General features: G+C 46.9%; 3 protein-coding genes. All 3 read right to left on the bottom strand.

Translation table 11 applies throughout. From position 1 onward, the window contains the following. On the bottom strand, positions 1-985 hold a 985-nt coding region (locus AMS66_RS34185), incomplete at its 3' end, for an extracellular solute-binding protein (RefSeq protein ID WP_236703643.1). Positions 986-1,145: 160 nt separating this feature from the next. Continuing rightward, positions 1,146-5,612: an S-layer homology domain-containing protein gene (locus AMS66_RS26760; RefSeq protein ID WP_053783673.1), complete on the bottom strand. Its 4,467-nt coding sequence runs from the start codon at positions 5,610-5,612 to the stop codon at positions 1,146-1,148. 54 nt (positions 5,613-5,666) lie between these two features. After that, positions 5,667-6,966: type 2 periplasmic-binding domain-containing protein (locus AMS66_RS26755; RefSeq protein ID WP_236703642.1), on the bottom strand; the 1,300-nt coding region annotated here is incomplete at its 5' end.

Raw genomic sequence — 6,966 nt, 5'->3', positions numbered from 1 at the left:
CCCCTGGCGCAAGCACTTTATATTGATAGAACTGATGCTCATCCTGTGTTGCCGGATCTTTTGCGTCAGATCTCAATACGGTATTGGCATTACCCACATTCCACAACGCTTCTCCGGTGGCAAAAACATTGCCCGCTGACAGCTTTTGCTCGAACTGCTTGGTTTTCAGTGTCGCCCATTCCTTGTCCAGCAAGCCCTTACGGTAAAGCGAGTTTAGAAACTCTACCATTTGCAAATACTTCGGATCACGGATATCCTTCTTCAGTTCACCGTTTTCCTCGTAGTACGGCATCATACCGAACATCCCCTTCAGGGTACCCGTCACACTTCCAATATTCTCACCGTTCAGAGTCATCGGGATCGCGGGCTTTCCATCTATCGTTGGATATTTTTCTTTAAATTTAACGAGCAGGTTCTCAAATTCCTCCGCGGTGAAAGGTTCGCCATTGTTGACTTTATCACCTACACCAAGCTCCTTCATGATGTCCATGCGCATAAAAAATCCGAACACCGGATATTTCTCCAGACCGTACCAGTTGGACAAGTAATAGTTATTGCCGTCCTCGGCTCTCGTCTTCTTGAGGGTATCACCGTACATTTTCTTGATATTCGGACCATATTTGTCGATGAGATCATTCAGGGGAATTACAGCGCCCGAAGCAATATACTTATTCATAATATCGCTTCCACGATCCAGCATCACAACGTCAGGAAGATCATTGCTCGCCAGCATAAGGTTCAGCTTTTCGGTAGAGTTGCCTGTTGGCTGCTGAACCTCAATGGTAACACCTGTCTTCTCCGTAATCGCTTTCGCAACCGGATTGGTAAATGCATCTCCTGTATTTTTGTCAAACCATGTTAATTTAATCGGTCCAGTACTGTCTCCATTCGTATTTTTATCGCCGCTTTCCGTAGGTGCACTATTACATCCCGCGAGCATTGTTGCTACTAAAACGGCTGCGATAACCCCTTTGACTGCCTTCATTCGTTGAACCCCTCTCTTCGTTCTATGTTGTGAGTACAATTATAATTGTAAAAAGGGCGGGGGGAATTATCCATATCGGAATCTTACAATTCATAAAGGAAAACATCTTTCATTGTTTCAAAATAAAGCTGTGGATCGTATGGATCCACAGCCTAACTGTTTATTTCAAAATTAAATTGTAGATCACCTGAGCCGCTTCCGCTCGGGAGGTTAAATCTTTTGGTACAAACTTCCCTTTACTTTGCCCTTGCACAAGACCCAGGTTGGCGGCCTCACGCACAGAAGCAACCGCCCAGGAAGACACATCATTCATATCCGCGAATGCTGGATCAGACGTAAGTGTCGTCATCTTGTCATTCTTTAATCGGTATGCCTTCATCAACATTACTGTAACTTCTTCACGAGTAATTTGTGCATCGGGCTCGAACTTAGCTGTGCTTTTGCCGCTCACGATACCTGACTTATAAGCGATAGAAACCGGCTTAGCGTACCAGGCATTCATATCTACATCCGTAAAGTCCACATCTCCTGCTTCATTCAGCCCCAGCGCATGGATCAGCAGAGCTGTGAATTCGGCACGAGTGACCGGCCGTCCCGGTTCGTAGTTATCCTTACCAGTTCCTTGAACCATAAGCTTCGCTGCCAATTCCTTGATTACAGCACTCGCCCAGTGACTAGCAGGAACATCTGTAAATGTCTGATTCAGCTCCAGGATCGCATATTTGCTGAAATGACTGATCTCGGCCTTTAATACACCATTATCAAATTCGGCCGGAACATATTCCAACTTGCCATTGTCCCCAATGTAATAGATGCCTCCCAGCTTGGAGTCAAAGTCTTCCACCGCTTTAAATCTCAGTGTAATGGGTTGCTCAAACGTGGAAAGCTTTTTCGTTTGTCCATCTTTTGCAGTAATGGAGAGGTCGAATTCAAAGAGATTCCCCTTCAGCTTCACATTGGCATGGGTGGTTTCCTCAATGGCGGCAACTGTCTTGTCAGCAATGTCACCTAGGGAAACCAGCTTCAAGGAAATCACGCTGCCTTCCAACTGATCTGCAGACACCTTACTTTGCAACTGCCGAATGAGATCTGCTGGCACCTCCAGCGACAGCTTGCCTGACCTCACTTCCAGTGTGTTGTCCTTAAGCTGGCGAATCACAGCAGACGATAATTGTACTTCCTGTGTATTCGCAGTAAGTTCAACAATCATTTTACCAGTCGCATGATCTGTTTTTAACATATCCGCTGTGATCATTAACGTTACTGCTGCATTGGTATGTGCTGATCCGTTAGCATTACTTGGGCTGCTGTTTCCTGTATTACCGTTATTGCCGTTATCTCCGGGTAGTGCTGGATTTCCGGGATTTTCCGGATTCCCAGTCGAAGCAGCCTTGACCGTGATTTCTGCTGCCCTTTTGAATCCCCCGTCAACGGTCTCCACAGAGATCGTCGCTTTTCCTGCCTTCACAGCGGTTACCGTACCATTATCCACAGTCGCTACCGCTGAATCGTTCGTACTCCAAGTCACCGCTTGGTTTGCCGCTGCATCCGGCTCAACCGTAGCAGTCAACTTTACGATTTCACCTACAGTCAATTCCACCGTCGTCTTGTCAAGCACAACACCTGTTACCTTTTTAGGGTTGGCTGTTAATTTGAGCAATTTCGATTCGGCAGGTTGCAGAGGCAACGTAACCGAACTAGATAAGGATGATACCTGACCAGTCCATAGGTCCTTAGATGTGAAGGCTTCCGTTGTACTGAGCCCTGCTCGATCCAGATCAATTGTCTTGTTCACCGATTGATTCGCACTGTAGTTGAACACAGCCAGATAATAGTCATCCCCGTCCTTCATGACAAAGGTATCTGCCGCATTCGCACCCGTGTTTCCTTCCAGCGGCTTGAAAACTTTCCCTTTCAATGCCACTCCCAATACTTCCGTATTGTTGTACAAAGCTGTCATATACTCCTGTGATTTCGGGTCGTTTACATCATCGGAATCCATAAGGACCGTTCCGGAGATGATGCCAGAGTTCAACCGGCTTTGAGCTTCTATCAAGGAAGTCGCATGGCCCAGTGCCAAATGGTCGGGGTCTGTATACGGATAGATGGTTCCATTTTGCCAGAAGCCATACGTCAGTGAATTGAGCACATATTCCGTCTCATTGATCTTGCCATAGGCGTCACAGGAAATACGTCTGCTATGGGCATATTGGCTCGGGAAGATCGGTGCAATAGATTCACTGATGAACATTTTCCCGTCCAGTCGATCTTTAACATAACGCATACCTACATTGTAAGCCTGAATCCCCGTTGTTACATTAGGATCATCGTGCTGGCCTTCCAACGATCCATGTGTAAGGAAATCCAGCTTGATAAAGGTAAAGCCAAGGTCCTTGAATTTGTCCAGGTAATAATCCATGCGCATTTTGGAACCTGGGTGCGTCACGTCCAAAGGAAAGGCTCCATCCAGAGTTGGCAGCGGAATGCCCGCCGCATCCTTCAAAACAATGTCACCGTACGTATACTGGTTATCGGTGCCTTCCACAGGCTGGCTCATGTTGTTGCCCCAGTAAACGAACGGGGCCCAATAGATTCCCGCGTGCTGATCATTACCTTTAATAACCGATACTGCCTGTGCGAGTTGCTCATCACTCAGATTATCCCAATAGGAATCCATGTTGATGAATACGTTGCCGTTATTGTTAAAATCCTTCAGATTTTTTTTGAAATAATTAGAAACGTCAACTACGTTTTGATACGAAAGCGAGCTTCCGTAAGCCCCCCAACTATTCCAACCGACCGGTACACCTTGCGGTAATTCCGGGTTCAATTCCAGCGGAGGCGTGACGATTGCGTTGGCCTTCCCATATTCCTCCAATCCTGTACGATAATCGCTGAATCCGCCCACCATGATCAGTGGTGAAGACAATTCAGTTCCCGACAAGCTCCCGTGAGGCTGGGTATCACGGGTTACATCAGTGGCTACACCCCCGTAGACAGACAAGGTGTTTAACCGATTGGAAGATCCAGACCAATCGATGCCTGTTTTCCAGTCGTCATGGGTCACCGAACCAAGTACGAGTCCGTTGCGGGACGTATTGTTGAATACCGCAGTCATTTCGTAGCTGGTATCTGTCCGGTTCAACGATTGGGATTTATAACGAATCCATGCATCGTTGTCAAAAGGCACCGTCAGCACACGGTTATCTGCGCTTTGACCAATATCTACACCTCCCGTGCGCTTCACCGTTACAGGAGACATATAGTTCGTCTTCATCTCCGTATCACTGACTGCATCCAGGCGGGTCAGAAAATACGTCTTATTTTCATAGAATTTGTAGACCTGCTTCAATGTCGGCTTGCCGGCTGACATATGAACGAAGGTAAGCTCTATTCCTTTGCCGAATCCGTCCTCAAGTTCTATAGGTGCTTCGTTAATATGACTTTCATAACCTTTGGTCTCTAGGAGGTCATTTCCCAATTTCATGGTGCCATAGACCCCTTTTACCTTTTGTCCGTCCGCCCAGCTATAGCCTGCAAATCCAGAGCCGGTGTTGTAGGTCATCTCATATTGACCATTCGATACGAGTAGTCCGTAAGTATAATCGGTAACCGTAATAGATCCGTAGCTTCGCGAACCCTCTGGATTGCCAAGGTCGCCTTCTTCCTCACCAGGAATTTCGGGCTCCGAGCCTTTGGCTGGCTCTACAATAATTCGGTCAATGTCAGGCGCATACCAGTTACCGTCCGTAAAAGCAATCGTATTGTTGCCTTCATTCAACGGCAATATGAGGTCATATGTGCCTACCGTATCCCAGTCCGCCGTCTTTGGAAGTTCATAGTATTGCTCTGCACCGCCATTACTGCTTACATAGAAACTGCGCGGATCACCGGAAATGTAAGCGACTGTAATTCGATAGTCTCCAGTCATTGCTGCTGTGATATTGTTAAAGGTTAGGGAACTGCCATTGTTCAGATACCCTACCTTTTTCCCGCCGGAAGCATGAGGACTATCAGCAACAATGGCTTGACCGCCAAGCGTGTTGTCCGGATCCTCTGCTTCATAACTGATCGAATACGGGATGACTTCAATCCGGTCAAAATCCGGCGAATACCACTCATGATCCGAGAAAGTAACGGTGTTGGAACCAGCCTGCAACGCCACTTCCACATCATACATGCCGAGGGTATCCCAATTGGTTGTCTTTGGCAGGTCAATCATTTCATCCGGACCCTCGTTCACCTTCATGTAGACAGGCCGCAGGTCACCGGAAATATAAGAAATTCGAATCAAGTACGTTCCGGCTGCAGGTACGTTGACCGCAGGAAACTGCAGGGAGCTACCTTGATATAGATTGGATACCTTCTTACTGCCAGAGCTGATCGGGCTGTCGGTTATACTTGCATTTCCTGTAAGAATATTCTCAGGCGCTTCTGCTTCAAGGACTACCCCCTTCAAGTCCTGCTTCCAGTCATTTTCTCCACCTTTTGACTGCGAGGAAGTTTCTTGGTACACTGCGCCTACTTCATCAGCATATGCCATTTTCATAAACGAACCGCTGCCGCTGGATACCAGACAGACGATAATCAAGAGCAACATCGTTTTTTTCAACACCATCTCGATCATATCAAACCTCCGTATATGTGTTTAATTTGTTGGCCTTCCAGTACTCGAAACGGGTCACTTATTCCACAATTCCATCCGCTTCTTGTAATTCTCGCTGTAGATTTTCTCTATCTTGGAAAGGCCTGCCGCTTCAGCCTCCTTCATCATTTGGTTGTATAATTCAGGCACTTGTTCCTCGGTTGGAGCCAGGGCCATTTTCAGGAAATATTTGTTGATCGTATCATTAACCTTGGTCTCCATAATCGCTTCTGGTGTGCCTCCAGCGGTTCCCAGGCTGTCATATTCCGAAGTATCGTAGGATGTATCGGCCAGGTTCTTAATCGCGAGATCAGTCACCGGATCCGTTGAGTATCGACCCATCAAATCATAGGGTGTACCGTCTGAACCCGGGCCGTTTTTGATCAGCCAAGTCCATTTGCGAATCCCTGTCGTTCTTGTCGCTTCATCCCAGTTTTTCTTGAAGGTATCCAGCACTTCCTGTCTTGGTACATGCTTTCCATCCTTCATATCCCAGTCTTTACCTTCGATGCCCCACATCAGCAGATACTGGCCTTCTTCACTTGCAAGATAGTCCATCATTTTGATGGTTCGGATCGGATCTTTGTTAGTTCTGGAGATTGAGATGCCATCCCAACCGAGAGAGCTCTTCGGTCCATAGGTTGTTTGATCCGCAGTTACCCCTGGCGCAAGCACTTTATATTGATAAAACTGACGCTCATCCTGGGTTGCTGGATCTTTGGCATCCGATTTTAACACGGTGTTGGCATTACCCACATTCCACAACGCTTCTGCGGTGGCAAATACATTGCCGACAGACAGCTTTTGCTCGAACTGTTTGGTCTTCATCGTTGCCCATTCCTTGTCCAGCAAGCCCTTACGGTAAAGCGAGTTTAGAAACTCTACCATTTGCAAATACTTCGGATCACGGATATCCTTTTTCAGTTCACCATTTTCCTCGTAATACGGCATCATGCCGAACATTCCCTTCAGGGTACCCGTCACACTGCCAATATTCTCACCGTTCAGGGTCATCGGGATCGTGGGCTTCCCATCAATCGTAGGATATTTTTCTTTAAATTTAACGAGCAGGTTCTCAAATTCCTCTGCGGTAAACGGTTCGCCATTATTGACTTTATCGCCTACACCAAGCTCCTTCATGATGTCCATGCGCATAAAAAATCCGAACACCGGATATTTCTCCAAACCGTACCAGTTGGACAGGTAATAGTTATTGCCGTCCTCGGCTCTGGTTTTCTTCAGAGTATCGCCATACATTTCCTTGATGTTTGGACCATATTTGTCGATAAGATCATTCAGGGGAATTACAGCCCCCGAAGCAATGTATTTATTCATG

The sequence above is a fragment of the Paenibacillus xylanivorans genome (genome assembly GCF_001280595.1).
GTDB classification, from domain to species: Bacteria; Bacillota; Bacilli; order Paenibacillales; family Paenibacillaceae; genus Paenibacillus; species Paenibacillus xylanivorans.
Note: the sequence above shows the minus strand (reverse complement) of the source record. Positions and strands in the feature narration are given on the sequence as shown.